Genomic DNA, 25,120 nt, shown 5'->3' on the forward strand with positions numbered 1-25,120 from the left:
ATAAGGCAACTAAGCAATTACTCGTTGTGAGGTTAATGTCATCTTTTGCTTAGGAATTAGATACCAACGTCGGAGGCGGTCAAGTTATGATATTCCGTCGGAATTTGATCCCAAGCTGACTTAATTTCACGAATAATATCGATAACATCGTCTATCGGCTGAGGGTCATTTTTATGGTTTGCCGCAGAAATTTGAGTGATCATGAACTCATAGAGTTGATCCAGGTTTTTGGCAACATCTCCGCCATCACTCATCGATAAACAGCTTCTCAGGCTAATTATGATGTCCAGAGCTTTACCTAGGCGTTCACCTTTCACTGGAATATTACCCTGTTGCATCGCGGCTTTTCCTTGGATCAGTCGCTCAATAGCACCCGCCATAAGCATTTGCACAATTTTATGCGGTGACGCCGCACTCAACTGACTGTCTACTGATACCTTTTTGTATGCCTGTAATGAACCACGCATAACGTTCCTCTTTTATAAAAACTTCTTGTATTGCTGAACAGACTTGTTGCCGTAACGGTACTTTTTGAGTGTACTGCCAATTTTCATTGTTTCTGATTGCATCAGCGTTACGATTTGTTTTGTCTGTTCAACTAAAGAGAGCCAATCATCTGACTCAGCAAAACTCGGATTTTCTTTTATATAGTTTAAGATATTTTGCAATATCCGTTCCCTTTTATCGACCAGCTCCATAATATCTTCAGCATTAAAGTCATTTGTTTGTAAAATACCTTTAATTTGGTGATCAATATCACGAATTTCATTCGTTGCCGCTACGTTGCTTTCGGTAACCATACCATTAACCTAATGCATTCATCATGCCGGCCAGTTGGTATTGCATTTTACTGGTTGAGTCCTGCATGCTGGCAAATTTTGAATGAGTCCGCTTCTCAAGACCTTCCATCCGGCGATCGAGTGCCGCTTGGTCGTCTGCTAGGCGGTAATTTCTCTCCACTAAGCTCTGCTCTCGAGTCCTTATCGATCCCGTTGCATTAGTCATACTGTGGATGGCATCTTCCACTTTTTTAGCAAAACCCTGGTTGCCACCGAAGAAGTCACCCAACTTAGTGAAATTATTATTCAGTTGGCGATCAAGCATATTATAGTTGATTTCAAGCGTACCTTGACGAGTCGTGGTGATACCAAATTCAGTCAATGACTTTAGTTCGTCTGGTGCAGGCTCAATACTCGAAGAAAACACCGACTTCAATCGTGAGTCTGCACTTCGTACAATACTATCGCCTGCCAGTGGGCCAGCTTGTCCTGTACGAGGGTCTACGCCACCTAACTCTTTGCTAGTCTGATAAAACTGGTTGTAGGCCGCGACAAACTGTTCGATATCCTCTCGGACCCCTTGCCTGTCGTATTCGATATCAATTTCCGCAGGCGGTTTGTTTGGATCGGTTTTGCCTTTGATAGAAAGGTCAACACCTTCGATGGCATTCTCAATCACATTATTATTGCTTGAAAGCTGTGCGACACCATCAAGCATGACTTTTGAATCTTGCGCGGCTTGAACCTGTGTCATCCCCATATAGGAATCGAAAGCACTTTGTGCCGATTTTAAATCCGCGTCCGCTTGGTCAACTCGCTCCAAATAGGCACGTTCTTCCGGCGTTAATTTTGCCCTTTCCATCTGCTTTGCGCGTTCAGGGCTGATTTCCCCACTTTCAACGGCACGTGCAATGGCGGCTTTTTCTTCTGCCAATTTACGCTCTAATTCTTGTTTCGCCTCTTTTGGCGTAACGTAAGAATCCGTCAGGGTGCCTGACGCACTGTTGCTCCAACCGGGAACGTCCGATGATTTCTCTAACGCTTTCGCATCGAGCTCTGGATCCGGTTCATAGTAAGAGTCGAGTAACGTTCCGGATGCCGTCTCCGTCCAACCAGGAATCCGATCTTGAGGCTTCACATACTTGTTCGCATCCGTTGCGGCTGCTATCGCATCTTTAGAAAGTTCATTACCTGCCAAGCCCGCTTTTTCAGCATTAGGATCGGCGTTAATCACGGCCTGAGATGCTTCATCAGCCAACTCTTGATCCACATCTTTTGCTGCGTCACTAATGGTGTCGGCGACTTTTTGCGCCAATTTTTGCTCGATTGGGGATAATGGACTGATCAGTTCTTGCGCAGCGGAACGGGCTTTTTCTAAATCTTTAACACGTTCTTCAAGTGTTTTGTATTCCAGTTTATTTAGCGGATTTAAACTGTCGTCTGTTTGGGCCGAAATTTTGATGGCGTTTTCTTGCCCAGAAAGGTTTGATGCAACGATAAGCCTTGGGCCATCGACATCATTAATCACCGAGGCACGAACACCCGGGTTGCTTTTATTGCCGTTTATTTCTCTGACGACATCAACTAGGCTGGCGTTGTCTTTCACATCAATGGTGAAATCATTTCTTCCTAATTGAATCTGCAGCTTACCAGGGCCAAATTTATCATCATCAGACAATACATCTGATGCGACTTTATGACTCTGTGCAAGCTGCAACACATCGACAGAATATCTGCCTGCCATCGCTTCCGTATTCGCGGTTGCAGCGACGACACCCTCATTTGAGGTGCCGACAGTTCTGGCTGCAAACGCTTTCTCTTGCCGAAAGCTGGCCATGAGATTTTTCATCGTATCCAGCGACTCTTTGAGTCGACCATAGGCGCTAATACTCGCATCAATATTAGTCCGCTCATTGTCAATGCGTTGCTGTTTAGGCATACGCTCTGCATTGACAATTTTGCTGACCATAGAATTGATATCCATGCCAGTATTCATCCCCATAGGGCCTAAACTCATTAAATCACCTCAAAAAACACGATTATACCTTATCAATAACCAGCCCAGATGAATAACGGGCTGCCTGATCTCTAAGACGTCCTAACACCTCTAACATCTCCTCTTCCGGTATCTGGCGAATAATATCTCCAGTACTGGCCTCATAGATGGTAACAACATCCCTTCCTGACTGCTCATCGACACGGAAGGATAAACCGGTATTGATAGAAGAAATGAAATCATTCATCTGCTCTACCATAGCCTCTCGCTCTTGTTTGTTCAGCTGTTCGCGCTGTTTAACCAGCTCAATTGTCGCCTCAACAGACTTTACGTGATTTTGGTTTACTTGTGATGCTTTATTACTCTCCTTTCGGTAGGAAACATTGGGTGCACCATTGTTTTCTGAAGCAAGTTTAATGCCACCATTTGAGCCGTAAGGCTGGATGATCGATGCATTGGATGATATGTCCATAACAGTCTCCCTTCCACCTTATAGGTCAGTAACTCTAAGAGCTACCTTTCCCAATAAGCTCCTGACGAAACCTACCGATCAACCTAACAAGCTAAGAGCTGCAGATGGTGACTGCTTTGCTTGAGCTAGCACTGACGTACTCGCTTGTTGCAGTATTTGCGATTTCGTCATTTGCGTTGTTTCCTTTGCATAATCAGTATCTTGAATACGACTACGAGATTGGTTTACGTTCTCGTTGATGTTGTCCAAGTTACTGATCGCATGTCCAAATCGATTTTGGAACGCACCTAATGATGCCCGCTGACTATCTACCGCCGTCAGTGCACTATCAATGATCGATACGCCTTCTTGCGATCCGGCAACAGTGGTGACATCAACATCAGCAACAGTCACATTTTTACCTGCACCAAATCCAATTTCACCGCCTAAACCACCACCAATAGTCACATCACCAGAGACTTTCTGTGATGAGGCAAACAGTTGAAGCTTACCTTCTTCACCCACGGATGCTTTCACATCTTCGCTTTGACCATTGATATAAGTCGCCAACTGCTCTAAATCGTCGCCTTGTTTCGCTTCAATTGACAGTGACTTAGCCACCCCATTTTGATCATTATAGTTCAGAGTAAGATCCGTCGCTGCATCGACTTTCCAGTCTGGTGATTGACCATTTGTAGCAACATAACTTCTTCCACCCATCGCCATGGTATCTGATCGCATGTTGCCCATGTTAAGCATTACTGCTTCACCTGAGCCTGCTCCGATCTGAAATGACTGAGTACCAAATGAACCATTAAGCAGTTTGTTACCACCAAATGACGTGGTTTCAGCAATACGATTCAGTTCGTTATTCAGTGCCGAAACTTCTTCCTGGATAGCAACACGCTCAGAACGAGAATTCGAACCATTAGAGGATTGAAGGGAAAGGTCGCGCATTCGTTGTAAGATATTGGTGGTTTCGTTCATTGCTCCTTCAGCTGTCTGAGCAATAGAGATACCATCATTGGCGTTTTTTACCGCCATATCTAAACCACGGCTTTGCGAAGTTAAACGGTTAGCAATTTGAAGACCTGCCGCATCATCTCGAGCACTGTTTATCTTGTACCCCGACGATAGGCGTTCCATCGACTTTTGAGTTCCGTCGGCAGCACCATTTAGATAGCGCTGCGCGGTCATCGCCGACACATTTGTGTTTACGTTAATTGCCATATTTGATCTCCTTCGGCATTTAGGTTGATGCGCCGTCGTGTCTCTCACCTCACATTGACGCATCTCATTTCTCTCAGTCCTGTAACGGCCGAGGCGAAATAAGCTTTAGGAAATATTTAATTATTTTTTAATTTTATTTTGTACCGATTGAATTTGTGATCAAGAACAAATAATTACACCGGAAAATCGTCAATAACTGGCGTCATGGAAAATTTCAACTATAAGCGCAGGTTGAATCTAAATATCAGCGGAGCGAATGCCATCTAATTTTCTATTACTCAAACTTACTTTAGCGACAAACAGAAAAAATCCAGCCTAAGCCGGATTTTTATTTCACTCAATAGAAGAGCTACTTTGAGAATTGATTCTCTCTGCTTTAACCTGTCAGCGGTTAACCGAGTAGGCTTAGTGCTGAGTTTGGCGCTTGTTTCGCTTGAGCAAGAATAGAGCTTGATGCTTGCGAAAGAATTTGAGACTTAGTCAGTGCCGTTGTTTCTTTAGCAAAGTCTGTGTCTTTGATTCGGCTCTTAGACGCATTCACGTTTTCGTTGATGTTATCTAAGTTGCTGATAGCGTGGTCAAAACGGTTTTGGAAAGCACCCAGTTCAGCACGGTGGCTATCGACAAAATTCAATGCCGCATCAACAATGGCAACGGACTCTTGAGCGCCACCAACGGTTCTTACGTCAATAGTGTCAACCGTTACAGCCTGACCTGGTTCGAAACCAAGTTCACCAGCAAGAGCACCACCAAACGCCACATCACCTTCTACTTTGTTGCTACCTGCTAACATTTGTAGTTGTCCATCTTCATTAACAGACGCTTTAATGAAGTCTTGTTGACCATTGATGTACGTCGCTAGCTGCTCAATATCATCGCCTTCTTTCGCGTTGATAGTCAGTGCTTGGTCTTGGCCAAACTTGTCTTTGAACGCCATTGTTAAATCAGCACCGCCAGCTTGTACTGACCAGTCTTTATCTTGGCCGTTAGTAGTTTTGTAGCTTGTACCACCCATTTCTGCGTTATCACTACGCATGTCTTTCAAAGACAGCATAACCGCTTCACCGTTGTCTGCACCAATTTGGAAAGACTTAGTTTCGAACGTACCGTTCAGTAGTTTGTTGCCACCAAATGACGTCGTTTCTGCAATACGGTTTAGCTCATTGTTTAATGCACTGACTTCTTCTTGAATCGCTACACGCTCAGATTTTGAATTAGAGCCGTTAGCGGATTGAAGAGACAAATCACGCATACGTTGCAGGATGTTTGTCGTTTCATTCATTGCACCTTCAGCCGTTTGTGCAATCGAAATACCATCGTTGGCATTGCGTACTGCTACATCAAGACCGCGGCTTTGAACATTCAAGCGGTTCGAAATTTGAAGGCCAGCAGCGTCATCTTTAGCACTATTGATTTTAAAGCCAGATGATAAACGTTCCATTGACGTCTGCTGTGCGTTGTTTGCACTGTTAAGGTAACGCTGTGCTGTCATTGCTGATACGTTAGTATTTACGTTCACTGCCATGGTATATCTCCAATTGATCTTCCGATGGTTCCGGTTTTCGAATTCTCGAAAAACCAAACTGTTCTTTTAAAGTTACTTTTATTAACGGCGCAATTTTCCAAACCTTGAGACTTTTTTTATGTTTTTTTTAAATTAAGTGCTTTTGAAGCGTAAATCGTGATAGGTCGGTCAAAAACACAACAATTGCGTATTTATTGTTAAAGGTTTGTTTCACTTGGTCGATACTTTCGCGCTTTCTACTGAAGCCCATAAAACACTCCATGAGGACAATCAAGCTTTGCACCACAGCAATAGAGCTCCACACCGCGGCAATAGTAAAGGAGCCAAGTGACGACGACGTTTTACCGCTAATGAATAAGCTCTATAGTGAATAATCTCTAAATGAATAGACTCGATATACAGATGTAACTATGACTTGGCATCAACCTAATAGGGTTAATGCTAAATTTGGCTGTTGCTTAGCTTGCGCCAAAATAGAAGTGCTTACTTGTTGTAGGATTTGTTGCTTGATCATTTGGGTTGTTTCTTTCGCATAATCGGTATCTTTAATGCGGCTGTTCGAGGCGGCAAGGTTCTCATGTACATTATCTAGGTTGTTAATCGCATGACCAAATCGATTTTGTAATGCACCGAGTTCCGCTCTATGGCTATCAACATACTCTAGAGCAGTATCAATCACTGCAACCGCTCGTTGCGCTCCGCCCACGTCAGTGATATCGACATTATCAACCGCTTCATAACCTTGCAGAGAAAGTTGTAACTGAGAGGCTAAATTACCGGAAAACGCGATGGCGCCTGATGTCTCTTTGCCTGACATATAAATCTGCAGTTGACCTTGATCGTTTACAGACGCCGATACTTGATCAGTTTGACCATTAATATAAGTCGCCAGTTGCTCAATATCATCACCGGCCTTAGCGGTAATCTTGATGTTCTGTTGCTCACCCAGCTCATCAGTAAACTGCATATTGAGCATTGGATTACCTGAGCCAACCCGCCAGTTTGAGTCTGTTTTGGCATCCGCAACATAGCTAAAACCACCCATTGCTAGGTTATCGGAACGCATGGATTTCAGCGAGACTTGCACGGCCTCTCCCGAACTGGCACCGATCTGAAAAGAGGAGGACGCGAAGGAACCGTTGAGTAGTTTTCGACCACCAAAAGAGGTCGTTTCAGCGATTCTATTCAATTCTGAGTTCAAAGCGCTCATTTCTTCTTGAAGCGCGATTCTCTCAGACTGGCTATTTGACCCATTTGCTGACTGCAAAGAAAGATCTCGCATTCTTTGAAGCAAATTCGTGGATTCTTGCATCGCGCCTTCAGCCGTTTGCATGATAGAGATACCATCATTGGCATTTCGGACTGCGACGTCCAAGCCGCGCATTTGAGATTCCAGGCGATTGGAAATCTGCAGACCTGCAGCATCATCTTTAGCGCTGTTTATACGATTCCCAGAAGCTAAGCGCTCTAAGGACTGGTTCAGCATCGTCGTCGCATTGCCAAGGTGGCGCTGCGCTGTCATTGCTGAAACATTCGTATTCACGGTTACGGCCATAAAACCCTCAGGTCATTAAAGATGATTTACTCTGTTTGTTTTATATACTGCCAATGATAAACATTAGCTCACACAAAACAGAGGCTTAATTATGTATCGGTGATTCGAGAAGAACCTTTAATAAAAAACGAGCATATAGCTCGTTTTTTTTATAGTCTTTTTATTCTTAATGCTTGCGTATTATTTTACGCTAAGTGCTTGAAGCAACGCTTCTGATGGCGCAAAGAAATAAGCCCCTGTCACCGCCTTAGTAAAGCGCAGTAACTGATCCGTTTTTCCATCAGTCTCTCCGTACATGCTTTCTAACATAACCTTGAAGTTATGCACACGATTACAATAGGCAATAAACAACAGGCCATGTTCGCCACTGACGCTTCCATACGGCAGGCTATGGCGTACGATCTTAACGGCTTTGCCTTCTTCTTTGATATCAACACGCCCAACATGAGAAGCCGCTGGAACATCGTCGAGTTCAATAGAGTCAGGTTTAGTTCGGCCAATCACTTTTTCTTGAGCAGAAACGTTTAATCGGTGCCATGAAGGTAAATCGTGAATAAAGCGTTGAACCATGACGTAACTGCCACCGACAAACTCACCTTCAGGAATAATGGCAACGTCTTCACGTACTTTCTCTTTAGGATTCTCGGTGCCGTCAATAAAATCCGTCATATCACGAGAATCGAGGTAGCGATATCCATAGGTTTCGTCAACGACCTCAATATCTTGTTCAATCTCAGCCATTAACTTTCTTAATACATAAAAGTGAAGATCGTGACGGTTTGAATGGCAGTGAATTAACACATCAACATCGCTACTTGGAGCAACGGTATCGCCTTTACCAAGAACAGGGAAATCAATCAGCTCTTCTGGCATAGGTTGGTCTAATGTTGACCAGCATGAACGAGTAAACGCGATGGATATCGTTAGATTTGATTCTGGCTGAGCCTCGTTCAGTTTAGCCACTAACGCAGGTAACGTTTTAAGGTGTTCAAGTACACGGCTCGTATTCTGCTTGATTTTCAATAGTGTGTATTGGGCAAATGGACCTGCTTCAGGCAAAATTGCACTTTGTGGTTGTGACATCAACTCGTCCTCTTAATTATTAAATCTGGATACCTTTCATGTTCACGTTCGGTGAACCGGTATTTCTGCTCACGTGTTCGTCTATCCACGTCGTATATGCGAGCGTGCAACAGAGAACGACAGCATATTTATTTTAGTACTGGGGTGGTAAGGCAATCTCTCACTCGGCGACTTTTCATGAGATATATCGCTAGCCATAGCAATAGCATCAGTGTGATTCCGTTTGCCCAATTGAAGGCTCCATGCTCTAAATGGATATGGAATACAGTCTGGGCGATTTGAAGGAAAACCGTCATCAGTGTGATAAAACGCCCCCAACTTACGATGGCATTGATCCACTTTCGTTCGGTATTACGTAAACCGATTAACCACATAAAAATAATACTTGGCAACCCGACCGCTAACCCAAGATAAAGTGTTGCTTGATCGGGATACACGATACCCAGAATTTTAGCCCCGCTTTCTCTGCTCGCCCCTGCCACAATAAAGACAATCCATGCCTTGGCTAACAGCATCCAACCAAGCCAAAGCCACACTGGCGCTTTTAAAAAACCATGTTTATCATGTTGTTCGACGGAATAACGCACAAAAATACTTTTCGCTAAATCTAATGAACAACACTTTACCGCAAATGCCGTAAGGTGTGATGACATTTTGCCAAAATCTAACAAAAAAGGGGGAAAGGATGAAGAAACGATCACCCCAAAATGGCAGCAAGTACTGCTCTGCGTAAAACAAGCACTACTCTGCGTAAAAAGGGACCAACACTTTTGCATTGTCAATCGCGTATGAGCGTGCAGATTGCTCACTACTCTCACGACCGATTTGATAAGGATCAGGCACAACGACCAGCACCACTTGCGCCCCTTCTATCACGGCCCCTTCACGATCACCGTCTCGATTTACTTTATACGCGTCAATGTAAACGGTGAGCACAATCGAACGAGTGCCTGTGCCATCAACAGACAATGATTCGATTTCATGCACAGCGCCCCAAAGTGTACTAAGGGGTTTTTCCTCGGCACTAGGTAGAAACAAGTCATAGCTGCGGGGAGGATGAGAAATGTTATTGATGGTCGTCGCAATACGATTTTTCACGTACTGTCCATTTTGAAACGGCTTGCCTTCTTTATTTTGCCTACTGGTTACACTTTCATTGCAAGAATTTGCTTGCGGTTTTTCTAAATAGTGACGATAAGTCGCACAGGCAAAATCCCCTACAATATATTGAATGCCACGAACCAAAGAAGCGTTGACATAAGCATTGAGTTCAAATTCGCTTAGCTGTTCGACCTCTTTAAAAAGATCAGAACGATTGCGCTTGAATGCTTCATCATAGCGAAGTGAAATGAAGCGCTCTTTTTCTAAAGCGAGCTTAACAACATTATCCGTTTCATTGAGTTGTGTCCCTTTGGAGTCAATGACCGCCCGTTCAATATTTGGATAATCACAATAACCCAATGGTGACATCAATATGGATGTAAGAATAATAAGATGTCGCAACTTAATCATAAATCTCTCGCTAGAATCCGGTAAAAAGTGCCGTACAATGCCATAAGAGCATGCTTCACCTCGCCACTGATTTAATATCGTAGCTTAGAAATGAAGAGGTTACGCGAATCTATACCATATTTTAAAAAACATACTTAAAAAAGTGGCATGCGGAAAATACCGATTAGATTGTCTATTCCTTATAGCCCAGGACCTCTCCCTTCTATTTGATATATTCATTATCGAATAGTTCGTGATACTCTGTTCATCACCTTCAACAACCGCACGATGCCCGATGAAAAAGAAATCAACGCCTTCAGAAGAGACTCAACAGCAAGCAATGAATATTGCCAAAGCGACTCAGAAACAGCACCAGACCAAAGAACAAACAAAATTAATTGCTCAAGGCATAGAGAAAGGCATCGCCCAATATAAAAAACAGCAAAAAGAACGAAACCGTCAGGCAGATAAAGCAAGAAAAAAAACACAGAAAGAAAAGAGTGAGCAACAAAAGGCTGAAACTAAAGCGGATGCTCGCCAACCAGAGACTTCCGAGCAAAAGTCGACAACATCCATGCTTCCTTGGATGCTTTTAGTCGTGAGTTGGGCAGGTTTTATCACTTATTTAACGCAGCAGTAGGGCTGACTTCATGGGTACTACAATTAAACTTATCTTAGATAATGTCGTAAAGCGAACCATGATTTTGAAGCGCATTGCGGGCCTATTCTTTTCTGCACTCTTGCTTGTGGGCTGCTCGTCACCCGCCATTACTGCCATTGAAGGTAGTCAGCATATCGAGATTAGAATCGACTCTGGTTTTGATGCTAAGGGGTGTGAAGCTTTAGGGGAAGTAACCGGAAGTGAAGGCCATTGGTATAGCTATCTGTTTTATCCGAATGATGTGCTCATCCAAGGTGCGATTAATGATGTGAAAAATCAAAGCCTCGAATTGAATGCTGACACCATTTTTCTCGTCAGCCCACAAGACTTCTCAACGTCATTTACCGTTTTCGGCATTGCATATCGCTGTACAAAGCCCTAGAACACTTTGGGTGCATTCACCCAATAATATGTACGCATCAATAAGAAATAGACATAAAAAAGCCAGCAGTGCTGGCTTACGCTTGAAAACCGAGGCTAATAGCGATGTCTTGCTGCCGTTCTAACACCCACTGGCTATCAAATGGCCCCCAATCTGACAGCTGATAATAACCATCATTATGACGACGACCATCTTGCACAAACATTAGCTCAATACCAATACCAGGCAATGCTTTTAATACATCTTGAATAGTACGACGTGGCCAACCGGTTTTTTCGATAAGTTTTGGGACATTTGGCCTTTCTATACTTTCAACTAATAGAGCCAAATACAAACGCCTTGCAAAAACAGGACTCAATTCCATTGATAACATCTCCTTGTAGTTCTGCTCCATTATCAGCCCTTTTCAGTCTACAATTTGTTGCGTTTGATCAAAGTAATTTAATCAAAACGGCGTGATTGCGATTTTTTTCACCCTTCAAAATATTAATTTTGTGCTTTTGTGTCCTAGCTCACTTCCTGTTAGGATTTCTACACCGAGTTATTTTCTTATGATGAAACCAATATGACCGTCACCATGTATGGCATCCCAAATTGCGATACCATAAAAAAAGCCAAAAAATGGCTCGAAGCCAATGGCATTGAATACACTTTTCATGATTACCGAAAACAAGGCATCGATACTGAGCTTGTTACTCATTTTTGCGATGGATTAGGCTGGGAACTGGTGCTGAATAAACGCGGTACAACCTATCGTCAACTCTCACCAGAGCAAAAAGAAGCCATTAACGCCGACACGGCCATTGCACTGCTGGTTGAACACCCAGCGATGATCAAGCGACCAATACTGAATGCCAATGGCTCATTGCACATAGGCTTTAAAGCTGACCAATACCAATCTATTTTTAATTAAATCATTTATAGGACACCAAGGATGACAGATAGCCCAACTCTGGCTCTTGCAAAAGACCTTATTAGTCGCGAATCCGTGACACCAGAAGATGCAGGATGCCAAGAGGTTATGATCCAACGCCTAAAAGCATTAGGTTTTGAAATTGAAGTCATGGTTTATGACGACACCACCAACTTTTGGGCTCGTCGAGGAACAGAGTCACCTCTGTTTGCTTTTGCTGGCCATACCGATGTGGTTCCTGCAGGCACCCTAGAACATTGGCATACTCCCCCTTTCGAGCCGACTGTGATTGATGGCTATTTACACGGACGTGGCGCTGCCGACATGAAGGGCTCTTTAGCTTGTATGGTCGTGGCCGTAGAGCAGTTCATTGCTAATCATCCCAATCATAAAGGGTCTATTGCATTCTTAATCACTTCAGATGAAGAAGGGCCATTTATTAACGGTACAACTCGTGTTGTTGACACCCTAATGGCACGCGATGAGTTGATTGATATGTGCATCGTGGGCGAACCTTCCAGTACCCACACCATAGGCGATGTTGTCAAAAATGGTCGTCGAGGCTCGATTACTGGTGATCTAAAAGTAAAAGGCACTCAAGGTCACGTTGCTTACCCGCACTTGGCGAACAACCCTGTCCACCAGTCTTTACCTGCACTGGCTGAATTGGCTGCAACAAAATGGGATGACGGAAATGAGTTCTTCCCGCCAACAAGCTTTCAAATCCCAAACCTTCATTCAGGCACCGGCGCTTCAAACGTTATCCCTGGTGAATTTAATGTTCAGTTTAATTTCCGCTTTAGCACTGAGCTTACCGATGTCGATATTAAACAGCGTGTTCATTCGGTGTTAGATGCACATGGGCTAGACTACGATCTTGAATGGACTCTTAGCGGGCACCCTTTCTTAACCGGTAAAGGCGAACTTCTTGAAGCCGTCGTAAAAGGTGTTGAAGCCGTAAACCATAAAAAACCCGAACTTCTGACGACAGGAGGCACCTCTGATGGTCGCTTTATTGCACGCATGGGGACACAAGTTGTCGAACTAGGGCCGGTGAACGCGACCATTCATAAAGTGAACGAATGTGTGTCTATTTCTGATTTAGAAAAACTCACTGACATGTTTGAGAAAACGCTCGACAACTTATTAGGCTAACGATGACTCCCGAACAATTGACAGGACAAACGGAGACTCACCTTACCGAGGTCCTTATTGGTAACAAACCGTTCCAAGTGCACCATGATGTTGTTCGGGATCTTCTTAACCTCAAATCTGCCGCGGTAGAAGCCGGTTTTGATTTGTGCATCGCCAGTGGTTTTCGAAACTTTGAACGTCAAGCGGCTATCTGGAATAGTAAAATGGCCGGAGAAAAACCAATTCTCGACGCTAATAGCCAAGCCATTGACCCTTCAGAATTAAACGAAGAACAGAAAATTCGTGCTATTTTGAGATGGTCAGCCCTTCCTGGTGCGAGTCGTCATCATTGGGGAACGGATTTTGATGTGTATGATGCCTTGTCACTGCCTCAAGGTACACAACTCAAACTTGAGCCTTGGGAATACTTAGCAGGTCATCAGGCTCGGTTTTATCAATGGTTATCTTCTAATCTGAACTTATTTGGTTTCTACTTCCCATATCACCAAGACCAGGGAGGCGTAGCACCTGAGCCTTGGCATATCAGCCATGTCGAGCAAAGCCAGAATTGTCTGTCTGCGCTTTCTGTTAACATTCTAAGAGAGCAACTGGAAGGTCAATCAATCAATGGGGCGAATTGTCTATCTAACTTACTCAATGATCTCTACACTCAATACATAACCAATGTAACTCCTGTGGAGGCATAATGGATCTTCTGACAAACCCTTGGGTTATCTCCTTGTTGGCGATGGGCTTTATGGTCAGCAATATCATGGCATTGAAATACGTCTCTAAACTGAAACTTGGCCAGTATAAGAAAAACAAGTCTACTGAAGAAAAATCCGAACAGGAACGTTCAGAAAAAGAAGAAGACAAAGACAAAGACAAAGACAAAGACAAAGACAAAGACAAAGAAGAAAATAGTACAGAATTTGATACTGATACTGATACTGATACTGATACTGATACTGATAAAAAATAAACAAAAAAAAGGAGCGTGTGAACGCTCCTTTTTCATTGAGATTCAATCAAACCTCATACCCAGTAACTACTTCTCGACCATCGCAGCAAGCACTGGCGCCATATCACTGAGCAGCTGCTCTTCAACAGGTTTGCCTGCCGAATCAGTGATGTTAATCGATGTACGGTTACCAAGATCACCAAACAAGAAGGTATAAGTACCGCCTTTCAAATCGACAGGTTTAACACCAATCTCTTCCCAGAAACTGTCATCTGGAGAGGCATATTTCGCTTTCACCGTGCCCTGAGACTGGTTTCTCGCTTCAAGAGTGAAACCCATTGAAGGCAGTAACTCTGGCAGACGCTGCCACAATACATTATAAGGCGTACGCGCAATAATAACCGGTAAACCACTGCGGTCGGTGCCCATGCTGATAGGGATTTGTTTCACTAACTGTTGCGCTTTTCGTGTTGCTTCTTCGCGCAAATCGAGATCATAACGAGCCATCACTAAGTTCGTCATCAAAATGTTATAGCGTTCTTTATTCGTCGCAGAAACAGGGGTTTCTTGGTTGGCTTCGCGCCAATCAATCAGTGAAATCTTAAATCCAAAACGGTTATTGGCTTCAAGCTGTTCAATATTGTAACGACTGCCAAGTTCCACATCTTCATCGGCAGAGACCCACGAGAACCAACCGGTTTCAACAAGATTGTCGGATTGCTTCACAATGTCGACATTTCTTTCTTGGAGCATCTCCAAAGCGGTTTCCCAAACCTTAGCGGCTTCTTCTTTTCGCAATAACCAAAGCGTCACTTCACCGTTGATATTGGTTTCAGTTCGAGCACCTGGCACCAACTCTAAAATCTGCTGTGGAGGACGAATATCAACGTCACGCCCAAGTTCACCATTAAACTCCCCTGCAGGAATGACAAAATCATCGTAAAGATAAGGCTTTGCATCCGCTGGGGCCTGCCACTCTTTAAACTCAGGGGTATTTAAGTATTCAAAATCGTCTTTTGCTTGGCGTCGATGGGAGGGATCGCTTGAGCATGCACTTAAAACAAGAACAGCTAGTGACGTCATGACTAGCTGATGAGAAAACTTCATTGGAACTCCTAAAAAAGCCAAGAAAAAGATCTTGGCCATTCTTTGTAATTAATTAGTAAATACCTGAATCAGTCAATGCTTTGCTAACAACAGGTTGTGCCGATTCTGAAAGAACGGTCAGTGGCAATCTTAAACAGCCATGCTCAATCAAACCAAGCTTATGAGCCGCCCATTTCACTGGAATAGGGCTTGATTCAACAAACAGATCTCGATGCAAAGGCATTAAACGCTCGTTGATAGCTCTCGCTTCTTCCATTTCACCTTGAGCAGCAAGCTTAAACATTTTCGCCATGTCTGCCGCAGCAATATTGTTCGTGACTGAAACAACTCCGTTACCACCAGCGGCAACAAAATCAAGCCCCGAACTGTCATCACCACTAAGTAAGATAAAATCTTCGCCACAAAGTTCACGGTGAATTGCAACTCTTTCTAATTCACCCGTAGCGTCTTTCAATGCAACGATATTTTCAATTTTTGATAGTCGAGCAACGGTTTCTGGCAACAAATCTACCGCAGTACGGCCAGGAACATTATAAAGGATTTGAGGAACATCACTCACTTCAGCAATCGCTTTATAATGCTGATATAAGCCTTCTTGAGTTGGCTTGTTGTAATAAGGGGTTACACTAAGGCACCCAGCAATGCCTGAGTTATTCAGCAAACGGCTGAAAGTCACAGACTCGTGAGTCGCATTAGCACCAGTACCAGCAATAACAGGGATACGGCCAGCCGCAAATTCAACCGTTTTGTGTACCACTTTAACATGCTCTTCAACGGTGAGCGTTGCTGACTCACCGGTTGTTCCTACAGCGACAATACCATCTGTGCCTGCATCCACATGGAAATCCACCAATTTTTTCAGGCTTATGTAATCGACCTCACCATTGGAATTAAACGGTGTAATTAATGCAACAATACTTCCTGAAAACATGTTTTTCTCCATTATTTGATACTTTCTGCATGGTACTGTATGGCTCTTGCGTATGACAAGGCGTTAAAGGGATATATAGCACCTGTTATGTTGAATATTTATCACATGTTTGACCTTTGGCATAGTTATTCACCTACATAATTGGGAAATAATGATCATAGAACAGTAAACAAACAAAACCGAGACTCGAAATGCCATGTTTTTTCACACAATTCAGTAACAAAACCCAGCGCTTCAAGGAAGCATATTGATGCTTCTGTGCTAACATACCTATTAATAGCCCTCATTTAACGTGACATTATGACTCAACATCTAGTAATTACCGCCGTCGGCACAGACCGCCCAGGTGTGTCGAATCAAATCGTTCACCTAGTGACTCAATCGGGGTGCAATATCATCGACAGTCGTATAGCTATTTTCGGTAACGAATTTACTCTTTTGATGTTGGTTTCTGGAAACAACAACAGCATAACGAGAGTCGAGACGACGCTTCCTCTTTTAGGTCAAGAGCACGACCTTATTACCATGATGAAACGCACTTCCACCCACGAAGTTATCGACCACGCTTACACGCTGGAAGTCTTTATCGAATCCGATGACAGAATGGGCTTGACTGAAGAGTTCACTCAATTCTTCGCGGACAGACAGATTGGTTTGGCATCACTCAGTGCTCAGACTATCAATAAAACTCAGGTCGGACTGAATAACGACCAATTTCATATCGCCCTAACGGCCACCGTGGGTTCACAGTGTAACCTCATGCAGCTACAAGAAGAGTTCACTCTTTTCTGCCAATCACTGGCTGTTCACGGGTCTCTTAATTTTATAAAAAACAGTCAATAGAAAGGATTATCGATGAATACTTTGACTGCTGGCACGCCAGCTCCGAACTTCTCTCTTTTAGATCAAGATGGCAAAACCGTATCACTTGGTGATTTTGAAGGTAAAAAAGTGCTTTTCTACTTTTACCCGAAAGCCATGACACCAGGCTGTACAACACAAGCACAAGGGCTTCGCGACATTAAAGCAGAATTAGACGATCATAACGTCGTTGTTCTAGGCGTGAGCATTGACCCTGTAAAGCGTCTGGGAAAGTTTATCGAGCGTGACAGCCTTAATTTCACTCTTTTATCTGATGAAGACCATGCTGCCGCTGATCAATTTGGGGTTTGGGGAGAAAAGAAATTTATGGGCAAGATCTATGATGGTTTGCACCGTATTAGCTTTTTGATCAATGAACAAGGTGTCATCGAGCATGTGTTTAATAAATTTAAAACCAAGACTCACCACGAAGTCGTTTTAGATTACCTAAACGAAAACAAGTAGCCGACCGTTTCAGTGAGTCGTTCTCAAAGAATAGGTTTTAGGCCATAGCTTTTAGACCATAGTTTTTAGACCATAGGTTTTAGGCAACAACGCCTACTCCTAGATGACCGTTCCTAGATAACCGTTTATAGAAATATAAATGCCAGCTCGTCGATGTCGAGCTGGCATTTTAGTTTATAGAACCGCTTGTGTTAAACCACAAACTTATTCAGTAGCGCATCTTGCTGATGGATATTATCTTTCTGTGTTTGCATCGCTATATTGGTGTTTTCAGCTGAATCTGCCACTTGTGTCGATAGGTCTTTTATCTTCACGGTGTTGTTGTTGATTTCTTCCGCAACTAAGCTTTGTTCTTCCGCAGCAGATGCGATTTGCAAATTCATATCAGAGATTTGCTGAATGGCATTACTGATACTTTCTAGCGAAGAGTTCGCGGCTTGCGCTTTATCAACGGCATCGATAGCGGTTGTTTTACTTTCGTTCATTGCTGCCGATACGGAACTTGCCCCGGCTTGCAGCTGTTCAATCATGCTGCGAATTTCTGTCGTCGACTCTTGCGTTCGTTGTGCCAATGTACGGACTTCATCAGCTACCACGGCAAAACCACGACCTGATTCACCCGCTCGAGCAGCCTCAATCGCCGCATTTAATGCTAGAAGGTTGGTTTGATCGGCAATGTCATTGATAACCTTCAAGATGGTTTCAATGTTCGCCGTTGCCGTTTCTAGTCCTTTTACCTCTTCTACCGCCTGGTCTATTCTTGCCGACAAGTTATCGATAGACGTTGTAGTTTCACTCACAACTTTTGAACCCGCTTCTGTGGCATCATCTGCCTCTCGAGCCGCCGCCGCTGCGCCTTGAGCATTATTGGCCACTTCAGTTGCCGTTACCGCCATTTCGTTCATTGCTGTCGCTAATTGCTCCAACTCTTGAAGCTGACTACGCATCGCATCGGCAGATTCATGGGCGCCATGCACAATCATCTCGGTTCCGTTCATGATTTCATGACCAATGCTTTTCGATTGAATGATTTGATTTTGTAACGTTTCAGTGAACTTGTTAAAACCTTTAGCCAGCTCTGCAAATTCAGCGTCTGTGTTAGTATCAAGACGTTTTGTTAAGTCCCCTTGACCAGAAGCGACATCTTGAATGGCCGCGTTTAACGTCCCTAATGGGCGCATCAATACGCGAATCAATAGTGTCAGAACGATCACGCTTAAAATAACGCCAATCAACGTATAAATAACCGAGCTATTACGTAATTTGGCTATCGCTGCAAAAGCAATAGACTCATCAACAATCGCGCCGACATACCAGTTTTCTGAAGGCACTTTCATGAACTGGACAAGAAATTTTGAACCATTCATCTCTATGTTCTGAACGCCTTCTTTGATTTGAACTTCCGGCATGTAGGTGGATAATTTTTGTCCGTTATTCTTTGTTTCTGGGTGTGCGATCGTCGTTCCATCACCGGTCACTATAAATAAGTAACCCGCATCCAGCAGGTTAATGCTGTTGACCAAATCCGCAAGTCCGGTCAGTTCCATGTCATAGAACATACCCGCTGTGAATTTGCCATTTTCTTTGACTGGCGTACCAATTGAAATAATAACGTTACTTGTTGATACATCAACATAAGGGGCAGTCACGATCAATCGACCTTTCGATTTTGCATCGATAAACCAAGGACGAACTCGAGGATCATAATCCGGGCCGGCTTCCCAGCCGTCATCATTTTCAATAACAAAGCCATTCGAGTCGTAACCAAAACCGACCGCTAGAAAGCTAGACTTCAAATTTGGAGTCTCCAGGATTGTCTTTACATAAGCTTGATCTTGAGGATTAATCTCAATCACTTCAGTGGTGGACTGAGCTAGGGACTTTTTACTCTCCATTTCCGATGAAACCGTATTATTTACCCCGACAACCATTTCATTCAAGCTACTGCTTACTAGGTTCTCTACTTCCGATTTCACCGTAGATAACTGCTGAACAGACAGTAAAGAAACCGTAACAAACAACAATGCTGAAGACGCTGCCACAATTTTCTGACTAAATTTCATAACTTCCCTCGACTAGGTGACACCAGATTTTAATTATTCCATATGCTATATCGTCAAATATTACAAAAACTTAATTACTTTTTTGTAAATAAATTGATGGCTATTTGTGACTCATAGGTAGAAGTATAGATGCAAAAGCAAAAAAAAAAAGCTCTACCTGATTAAAATCGATAGAGCTTTACTTTTATTTCAATGAGTTACGTTATAAAGACGAGTGATTAGGGGGTGATTTTCAGCTCTTCGTCTTCATGGCTAGGCAGTGCATTCACCACGGCTTTGACTAATGTCGCCAACGGAATGGCAAAAAAGACCCCCCAAAAGCCCCATAACCCACCAAAGACCAGGACCCCAACAATAATAGCAACAGGGTGGAGGTTAACCGCTTCAGAAAACAGAACAGGCACTAATACATTGCCATCGAGCATCTGAATAATGCCATAAGCAAACAGTAACCAATAAAACGGTGGTGTTAGACCCCATTGAAATAGCCCGACGATGGCAACCGGTACCGTCACAGCTGCCGCCCCGATATAAGGGATCAAGACAGAAAAACCCACCGCCACAGCAAGTAACACTGCATATCGAAGATCCAATATAGCGAACGTAATGTAGCTTGCACCACCAACAATTAAGATCTCAAGCACCTTACCTCGAATGTAATTCGAAATTTGCTGGTTCATTTCAACCCAAACTTTATCGGCCAAACGTCGGTTTCTTGGCAAAACACCACTCGCCATCGCCACCATTTCTTTCTTATCTTTTAACAAGAAGAACACCAATAGCGGAACAAGAATTAGATAGACAGCAAGCGTGGCTAAACTCACCAGTGATGCAAGGGATCCCTTAACAACACTTTCCCCCATACCAATCGCTTGATTTTTCATATTGATAATCAATGATTCCACTATCTGAAGATTGGCGAGTTCAGGGTAGCGTTCTGGCAAAATAGCAATAAAGTTTTGCAGGCCAATATACATATTGGGGATGTCATTAATAAGATTGCCTACCTGTTGCCAGATAGTCGGAATTAACCCAAACACGGCCAATAACATCAAGCCAGTAAACGACAAAATAACAATGATAACGGCGAACGTTCTGGGGATACGAAAACGACCAAGTTGGGTCACTGGCCATTCGAGCAAATAAGCCAATACAATGGCGACAAGCAAAGGCGCAATGAGGTGACCAAAAAAGTAGATGGTAATGAAACCAAAAAATAGAATAGCGACCAAGCTTACAGCGTGTGGATCTGAAAAACGTCGCTTATACCAACGACTGACCATATCTAACATTAAGCAGTGTTCCCTTTAATTTTGAATAACGACTTTAAGTCTAAAGCCGTCGTCTATTTTCTCACTAGTCACTAAGTGGTTCTTCAAACGGAAATAACGCTCTACGTCTTGGAATGAGCTTTCATCAGACAGGATAACTTCAGCCTCCTCTCCGATGGTTAGCGTTGTGACATAACGTTTTGCCAATAGTAGCGCCATAGGGCAGCGTTCAGCACGTAAATCTAGAAGTCGTTCCACTTTTTGACTCGATACACTTCAGTAAGCCGCTATTGTATAGGGTTTTATGCAGCAAACAAAATTCAAGTTCATGTTTCATTACGGCGCCCTTGTATTTACGGGGGCATCAACGTTAAAGTAGCCACTACCGCTTGCCATGCCGCTATATTTTGCCACTCTTCCAACAAAGAGCAGAAATAGTTGAAACAAAACAGGCTTTGCCGTGTCAATAACAACAATGAAAATGGAGTATTGTTGACTACTATGTTTAAACGCGCCCGCTCGTTAGTTTGCCTTTGCGTCGCCACGGCTATTGCCAGCCCTTCAGTATCCATCGCCAATAATATTGAGCTACCGGATATAGGCACCGCTGCGGGAGGAACCCTCACGATAGATCAAGAGATTGTCTATGGCGATGCGTACATGAGAATTCTAAGAAACAACCAACCTATCGTTAATGACCCTGTATTGAATGAGTATATCGACTCACTCGGGCACCGATTAGTCGCCAGTGCTGACGATGTAAAAACCCCCTTTACCTTTTTTATGATTCGAGATCGAAATATCAACGCCTTTGCATTCTTTGGTGGTTATGTTGCGTTGCACTCCGGATTATTTTTACACGCCCAATCTGAAAGCGAACTGGCTTCTGTTGTTGCCCATGAAATTGCTCACGTTACCCAACGTCACTTGGCAAGAAGAATGGAAGATCAAGCCAGACGTTCACCCGCGACATTAGCGGCACTTGCTGCTTCTTTACTTATTGCTATTGCGGCTCCAGAAGCTGGAATCGCTGCGGTGACCGCTGCAACTGCGGGCAATATGCAAAGCCAGATAAACTATACGCGTGGTAACGAGAAAGAAGCGGACCGCTTTGGTATAAACACCCTGGCTAAAGCTGGTTTTGAGGTTCAAGCCATGCCTCGATTTTTTGGCCGACTCGCTGATGAGTACCGATACGCTAGTAAGCCGCCACCGATGTTGCTTACCCACCCTCTTCCTGAAGATCGTATTACAGACACCCGAGCCAGAGCTCAAAATTACCCACCGATGCGTATTCAGCCGTCTCTTGATTACCAGTTAGCAAGGGCGCGAATTGTGGCTCGATACGCCGGTATCGATGGCAAAGCAGCAATGGATTGGTTAGAACGTTCAGAAAAAAAGGTAGGTAAAGATATCGCCCCCGCTTTCCAATATGGTAAAGCACTGGTTCATTTGGATAATAAAGATCTCGAACAAGCTGATGCCCTACTTCACAATTTGATAAAACTCGAGCCTAGCAATAATTTTTACTTAGATGCGCTGTCTGATTTGTACATTGCACAAAAACAACCAGAGAAAGCCGTCGCGATGCTGTCAAAGGCACTGCAATCTAAGCCCAATAACCCAGTTCTTACTATCAATTATGCTAACGCGCTGCTTGAACAAGACAACTACCTCGAAGCCATTCGTGTATTACAACGCTACACTCATAATTTTAGTGACGACGTTAACGGCTGGCACCTACTTTCAGAAGCGAACATTGCACTGGGCGAAAGTGCCGATGATCTTGCCGCACGAGCGGAGATTTTAGCCCTGAAAGCGAACTGGAACAAAGCCATACAGTTTTACACTCAAGCCAGCCAACTAGTCGACCTAGGTAGCCTAAAACAAGCTCGCTTCGATGCGCGAATTGACCAACTCATGATTCAACGTGACCGATTCTTATCACTGCAATAATTACATCAACAAGGAAGCCTTTATGTCTGTCATCATCTATCACAACCCAAGATGTTCAAAGAGCCGTCAAACATTGGCGTTATTGGAAGAAAATAATGTTTCACCGACTATTGTGAAATATTTAGAATCGCCACCAACGGCCGACACTTTGAAAGAACTCTATGCACAACTTGATGTATCTAGCGTAAGAGACATGATGAGAGTCAAAGAAGAAGCCTACAAAACACTGCAACTTGCTGACGCGAACGACGAAGAATTGTTTTCAGCCATGGCAGAAAACCCAAAATTAATCGAGCGCCCTATTGTGGTTTCAAATGGAAAAGCACGTCATGGACGCCCACCAGAGCAAGTTTTGGACATTTTATAAATCGGCTCTTTGAGTTCCGTCTTCAAAAGCGTAATAGAAACACAGTAAGGCAAGCAAGGATAAACAAGCCAATGGCACCTGACATGACAACCAGAACCAAACTATTTAGATTGCTCGCTCTTTTCGGCAATCTTTCACTCATCTCTTGGGTTGTATTGTGGCAATGGTATTTGTCCCCGCATCCCCATATCAATAACCTCACTCTCGCAATTGCATGGAGCGTGCCTTTACTGCTACCACTCCCAGGGATTCTCGCAGGTAAACCCTACACCCATGCATGGGCAAACTTTGTTTTAATGCTCTACTTTCTTCATGCCTTGGTTATTTTATACATTGGAGATGGAGAACGGGTGCTTGCTTCCGTTGAGCTGTGTTTAACAACGATGGCATTTATCGGCAACATTCTTTACGCTCGCTCTCGAGGTAAGGAACTGGGCCTTAAGCTCACACGTTTATCCGAAGTAGAGAAGCAAGAAAAAGCGCGCTTCGATAATTCATAACATGTAATCTCAGCCTCCAAAAAAGTAAAAACCGCAGAAATATCTGCGGTTTTTTTTGAGTGCTTTTTCTCTTGAATATTTTTTCTGTTGAATAAAAGGCGTCCTGAAAAAACTAGTCAGCCTTCCACTCAAATCTTAATGTTCGATCCACTTCCGTTGAATCATGGTGTTGAATTTCCATCGTACTTTCTACTGGCTTATTAAGTTCAGAGAGCGTCGGTGCTTCTTCCAAACTCACTTTTTCACCAACAACGTCAGTATCAGCAGCACTGTTACTTTCTTGAGCATTGCGTTGGTTATCATTAACAGCGCCATTTACTGAACCAGAGTCGTCCAAATTGTTGTGGGCATTCGACTCGCCAGAAGGGAATGTATCAGCCACTTTATTAATACCTTGAATACGAAGCACTTCTTGTTCGAACTCTGCTTGAGACGCCAATAAATGCACGTTAAATGTCACGGTTGTACCTTGAATTTTAACGATATCGAGGGAAGCAACAGAAGACAATGCTTTTAAATTATTCTCCAATTGGAAGAAATCAAGCGCACTGTTTATTGAGGTAAATTGGGCGGTCACAGATTCCGAAGATTCGCTCGCAACCATGACTGCATTTTTGTTCGCATAGTAATCACTAACAGTATTGATCATGTCAGCAGCAGATTGAGACCCTGACTCAGTGCCAGTAATAGGCGCTTGGGTTCGTGACATCATGCTCGAAGGCTTTTGATCATAAAGCGTCCAACGAAGATTGCTCCCTTGGGAACGAACGACTAAGACGGCATCACTCGGATAACGCTGGCTTGCCGCGCTAATTGGATCAACGAACCCGCCCCAGACATCAGCAATGGAAATGCCCGTAATATCATCAAAGTCCCCAATCGGTAAAGTAATGGGTAATCCACGACGTTGCGCTTCGCTTTTAATCTCGTTAAGGGTCGCCGTTGATGAGTGCTCCCAGGAAATATTACGTTCAAAGTTTGAGTCTTCGACTAACCACACCAGCAAGTTCGAACGAGACTCAGGCCAAAATGGGACTTGAGCTTGACTGAGCAGAGCACGAATCTGAGGCGCATTGAAACCCATACGTATCGTTGATTGTTCATTGACTTGGTCATAACTGATTTTAGATAAATATTGAGAATGCTGATTCAGTGCTTTTTTTATCACCTCATTCTCAATCACAGTGCGATCACCGGAAGCTCGGATGATGACTTCTTTCATACCAGCCACTCGCGCAGCAGCATCTCCGTTGTCTTCTTCCTGATCAATGACAATTTCAGCGCGATATAAATCGACATTGGTCAGAGCGTGAGCAGAGACAGACAATAAACTTACGATCAATAAAACTAAATGACGCATATGTTTCCTACATAATGGCTAGCGAAAGTAGATGATAAGCAACTATCTACCCGTGAGCAAGAAATGGACTTCAAGATA

At 43.5% G+C, this 25,120-nt stretch carries 28 protein-coding genes; 11 read left to right on the top strand and 17 right to left on the bottom strand.

Features of this window, described 5'->3' with window-relative positions; all coding sequences use genetic code 11:
* Positions 1 to 56: 56 nt before the first annotated feature.
* The 10 genes from fliS to QF117_RS16660 form a co-directional block, all read right to left on the bottom strand.
* On the bottom strand, positions 57 to 467 hold the full coding sequence (gene fliS, locus QF117_RS16615) for a flagellar export chaperone FliS (RefSeq protein ID WP_017033266.1): 411 nt from the start codon (positions 465 to 467) through the stop codon (positions 57 to 59).
* Between the two features lie 12 nt (positions 468 to 479).
* Entirely contained in the window at positions 480 to 800 is a 321-nt protein-coding gene (locus QF117_RS16620; RefSeq protein WP_282386926.1) for a flagellar protein FliT, read from the bottom strand.
* Positions 801 to 804: 4 nt separating this feature from the next.
* On the bottom strand, positions 805 to 2,796 hold the full coding sequence (fliD, locus tag QF117_RS16625; RefSeq protein WP_282386928.1) for a flagellar filament capping protein FliD: 1,992 nt from the start codon (positions 2,794 to 2,796) through the stop codon (positions 805 to 807).
* 22 nt (positions 2,797 to 2,818) lie between these two features.
* A complete protein-coding gene (flaG, locus tag QF117_RS16630; protein WP_282386929.1) occupies positions 2,819 to 3,247 on the bottom strand; it encodes a flagellar protein FlaG in 429 nt (142 codons plus the stop codon).
* Between the two features lie 78 nt (positions 3,248 to 3,325).
* Positions 3,326 to 4,456, bottom strand: coding sequence for a flagellin (locus tag QF117_RS16635; protein ID WP_282386931.1), 1,131 nt, complete (start codon positions 4,454 to 4,456; stop codon positions 3,326 to 3,328).
* A gap of 391 nt (positions 4,457 to 4,847) precedes the next feature.
* The gene (locus QF117_RS16640) at positions 4,848 to 5,981 is read right to left on the bottom strand and encodes a flagellin (RefSeq protein ID WP_017033271.1); all 1,134 of its coding nucleotides are present in this window, start codon (positions 5,979 to 5,981) and stop codon (positions 4,848 to 4,850) included.
* A 421-nt stretch (positions 5,982 to 6,402) separates the two neighbouring features.
* Positions 6,403 to 7,536: a flagellin gene (locus QF117_RS16645; RefSeq protein ID WP_282386932.1), complete on the bottom strand. Its 1,134-nt coding sequence runs from the start codon at positions 7,534 to 7,536 to the stop codon at positions 6,403 to 6,405.
* A 180-nt stretch (positions 7,537 to 7,716) separates the two neighbouring features.
* Complete coding sequence (locus QF117_RS16650) at positions 7,717 to 8,619, bottom strand: Dyp-type peroxidase (RefSeq protein ID WP_282386933.1); 903 nt, start codon at positions 8,617 to 8,619, stop codon at positions 7,717 to 7,719.
* A gap of 128 nt (positions 8,620 to 8,747) precedes the next feature.
* Positions 8,748 to 9,272, bottom strand: coding sequence for a DUF2919 domain-containing protein (locus QF117_RS16655; protein ID WP_282386934.1), 525 nt, complete (start codon positions 9,270 to 9,272; stop codon positions 8,748 to 8,750).
* A gap of 88 nt (positions 9,273 to 9,360) precedes the next feature.
* Positions 9,361 to 10,131 carry a hypothetical protein gene (locus QF117_RS16660; protein WP_282386935.1) on the bottom strand — a complete coding sequence of 257 codons (771 nt, stop codon included), beginning with the start codon at positions 10,129 to 10,131 and terminating at the stop codon, positions 9,361 to 9,363.
* Between the two features lie 274 nt (positions 10,132 to 10,405).
* Here QF117_RS16660 and QF117_RS16665 point away from each other — a divergent pair, with 274 nt between their 5' ends.
* Both QF117_RS16665 and QF117_RS16670 read left to right on the top strand, forming a co-directional pair.
* On the top strand, positions 10,406 to 10,750 hold the full coding sequence (locus QF117_RS16665) for a DUF2956 domain-containing protein (protein ID WP_282386936.1): 345 nt from the start codon (positions 10,406 to 10,408) through the stop codon (positions 10,748 to 10,750).
* A gap of 58 nt (positions 10,751 to 10,808) precedes the next feature.
* Positions 10,809 to 11,153, top strand: coding sequence for a DUF4156 domain-containing protein (locus tag QF117_RS16670; protein ID WP_282389506.1), 345 nt, complete (start codon positions 10,809 to 10,811; stop codon positions 11,151 to 11,153).
* 76 nt (positions 11,154 to 11,229) lie between these two features.
* On the opposite strand, the gene QF117_RS16675 is transcribed toward QF117_RS16670, so the two are convergent.
* Positions 11,230 to 11,517 carry a helix-turn-helix domain-containing protein gene (locus QF117_RS16675; protein WP_017033278.1) on the bottom strand — a complete coding sequence of 96 codons (288 nt, stop codon included), beginning with the start codon at positions 11,515 to 11,517 and terminating at the stop codon, positions 11,230 to 11,232.
* 201 nt (positions 11,518 to 11,718) lie between these two features.
* On the opposite strand from QF117_RS16675, the gene QF117_RS16680 reads away from it, so the two are divergent.
* Genes QF117_RS16680 through QF117_RS16695 form a run of 4 tightly spaced genes read left to right on the top strand, consistent with a single transcriptional unit; the run spans position 11,719 to position 14,182 of the window.
* Positions 11,719 to 12,066 carry an ArsC family reductase gene (locus QF117_RS16680; RefSeq protein ID WP_282386938.1) on the top strand — a complete coding sequence of 116 codons (348 nt, stop codon included), beginning with the start codon at positions 11,719 to 11,721 and terminating at the stop codon, positions 12,064 to 12,066.
* A 21-nt stretch (positions 12,067 to 12,087) separates the two neighbouring features.
* The gene (gene dapE, locus QF117_RS16685) at positions 12,088 to 13,221 is read left to right on the top strand and encodes a succinyl-diaminopimelate desuccinylase (RefSeq protein ID WP_282386939.1); all 1,134 of its coding nucleotides are present in this window, start codon (positions 12,088 to 12,090) and stop codon (positions 13,219 to 13,221) included.
* 2 nt (positions 13,222 to 13,223) lie between these two features.
* Positions 13,224 to 13,907: a M15 family metallopeptidase gene (locus tag QF117_RS16690; RefSeq protein WP_282386940.1), complete on the top strand. Its 684-nt coding sequence runs from the start codon at positions 13,224 to 13,226 to the stop codon at positions 13,905 to 13,907.
* A complete protein-coding gene (locus QF117_RS16695) occupies positions 13,907 to 14,182 on the top strand; it encodes a DUF2897 family protein (RefSeq protein ID WP_282386941.1) in 276 nt (91 codons plus the stop codon). The genes QF117_RS16690 and QF117_RS16695 overlap by 1 nt, the downstream gene beginning before the upstream one ends.
* A 66-nt stretch (positions 14,183 to 14,248) precedes the next feature.
* Here QF117_RS16695 and bamC read toward each other — a convergent pair whose 3' ends face one another.
* A complete protein-coding gene (bamC, locus tag QF117_RS16700; RefSeq protein WP_282386942.1) occupies positions 14,249 to 15,268 on the bottom strand; it encodes an outer membrane protein assembly factor BamC in 1,020 nt (339 codons plus the stop codon).
* Positions 15,269 to 15,320: 52 nt separating this feature from the next.
* The gene (gene dapA, locus QF117_RS16705; protein WP_017033284.1) at positions 15,321 to 16,199 is read right to left on the bottom strand and encodes a 4-hydroxy-tetrahydrodipicolinate synthase; all 879 of its coding nucleotides are present in this window, start codon (positions 16,197 to 16,199) and stop codon (positions 15,321 to 15,323) included.
* Positions 16,200 to 16,499: 300 nt separating this feature from the next.
* On the opposite strand from dapA, the gene QF117_RS16710 reads away from it, so the two are divergent.
* Positions 16,500 to 17,042: a glycine cleavage system protein R gene (locus tag QF117_RS16710; RefSeq protein ID WP_282386944.1), complete on the top strand. Its 543-nt coding sequence runs from the start codon at positions 16,500 to 16,502 to the stop codon at positions 17,040 to 17,042.
* A gap of 12 nt (positions 17,043 to 17,054) precedes the next feature.
* Positions 17,055 to 17,525 carry a thioredoxin-dependent thiol peroxidase gene (gene bcp / locus QF117_RS16715; RefSeq protein ID WP_282386945.1) on the top strand — a complete coding sequence of 157 codons (471 nt, stop codon included), beginning with the start codon at positions 17,055 to 17,057 and terminating at the stop codon, positions 17,523 to 17,525.
* Between the two features lie 191 nt (positions 17,526 to 17,716).
* Here bcp and QF117_RS16720 read toward each other — a convergent pair whose 3' ends face one another.
* The 3 genes from QF117_RS16720 to QF117_RS16730 form a co-directional block, all read right to left on the bottom strand.
* Positions 17,717 to 19,588 carry a methyl-accepting chemotaxis protein gene (locus QF117_RS16720; protein WP_282386946.1) on the bottom strand — a complete coding sequence of 624 codons (1,872 nt, stop codon included), beginning with the start codon at positions 19,586 to 19,588 and terminating at the stop codon, positions 17,717 to 17,719.
* Positions 19,589 to 19,806: 218 nt separating this feature from the next.
* Positions 19,807 to 20,880: an AI-2E family transporter gene (locus tag QF117_RS16725; protein WP_282386947.1), complete on the bottom strand. Its 1,074-nt coding sequence runs from the start codon at positions 20,878 to 20,880 to the stop codon at positions 19,807 to 19,809.
* Between the two features lie 15 nt (positions 20,881 to 20,895).
* Complete coding sequence (locus QF117_RS16730) at positions 20,896 to 21,117, bottom strand: sulfurtransferase TusA family protein (RefSeq protein WP_282386949.1); 222 nt, start codon at positions 21,115 to 21,117, stop codon at positions 20,896 to 20,898.
* Positions 21,118 to 21,360: 243 nt separating this feature from the next.
* On the opposite strand from QF117_RS16730, the gene QF117_RS16735 reads away from it, so the two are divergent.
* The 3 genes from QF117_RS16735 (at position 21,361) to QF117_RS16745 (ending at position 23,682) form a co-directional block, all read left to right on the top strand.
* Entirely contained in the window at positions 21,361 to 22,815 is a 1,455-nt protein-coding gene (locus tag QF117_RS16735; protein ID WP_282389507.1) for a M48 family metallopeptidase, read from the top strand.
* Positions 22,816 to 22,837: 22 nt separating this feature from the next.
* On the top strand, positions 22,838 to 23,182 hold the full coding sequence (gene arsC / locus QF117_RS16740) for an arsenate reductase (glutaredoxin) (protein ID WP_282386952.1): 345 nt from the start codon (positions 22,838 to 22,840) through the stop codon (positions 23,180 to 23,182).
* A 71-nt stretch (positions 23,183 to 23,253) separates the two neighbouring features.
* Entirely contained in the window at positions 23,254 to 23,682 is a 429-nt protein-coding gene (locus QF117_RS16745) for a DUF2069 domain-containing protein (RefSeq protein WP_282386954.1), read from the top strand.
* A gap of 112 nt (positions 23,683 to 23,794) precedes the next feature.
* Here the strand turns inward: QF117_RS16745 and QF117_RS16750 are convergent, their stop codons facing one another.
* A complete protein-coding gene (locus QF117_RS16750) occupies positions 23,795 to 25,042 on the bottom strand; it encodes a DUF2066 domain-containing protein (protein ID WP_282386955.1) in 1,248 nt (415 codons plus the stop codon).
* Between the last annotated feature and the right edge of the window lie 78 nt (positions 25,043 to 25,120).

The organism is Vibrio sp. YMD68, from assembly GCF_029958905.1.
In the GTDB taxonomy this organism is placed as follows: domain Bacteria; phylum Pseudomonadota; class Gammaproteobacteria; order Enterobacterales; family Vibrionaceae; genus Vibrio.